1 protein-coding gene is annotated in these 500 nt (G+C 46.2%); it reads left to right on the plus strand.

Annotated features, from left to right (window positions below; all coding sequences use genetic code 11):
- Window positions 1-500 (plus strand): hypothetical protein (locus tag RF640_RS19185; RefSeq protein WP_368828681.1); only part of this gene is annotated, 500 nt, incomplete at both ends.

The following is a 500-nucleotide window of genomic DNA, read 5'->3' on the forward strand; positions in this document are numbered from 1 at the left end:
AGACATGTCAAAACATTTCGGCGATATGGTTCAATTCGAATCAATGCAAGAATTTGAAAAGCTTTTGGCGCAACCGCGGGTAAGTGGTCGCGACGATTCATCGAATTCGGGAAGTGAAGGATTCACGGGAACAAAAGACTATAAAGAATCCGAGCAATTTCGGCAATATGGCGACGAAAAAAGTGCCAATTCATTGCACAAGTACAAAGCAACGGTCGATGATATGATTGAAAAACCGATTCGACCAAGGAACAAAACGTTTGACGATGTTGTTGGCTTTCAACCTATCGTGCCTAACGCATTGATGGGGTTACCTAAGTCAATGATGAATCAAAAGCGGACGGAACAAAAAGGGAAGGTCATGCGAATCTTTGCGGACATGGGATTCAATGCCGGAACCGACAAAGAGGACATCGCGTATAGGGGCGCACTAATCATGACCGCCATCCAACAATTGGAAATCACGGGGGTTCGGGTCGAACTTTGGGTCGGGGTGACCG

The organism is Kocuria sp. CPCC 205231, from assembly GCF_040980965.1.
Taxonomy (GTDB): domain Bacteria; phylum Actinomycetota; class Actinomycetes; order Actinomycetales; family Micrococcaceae; genus Kocuria; species Kocuria rosea.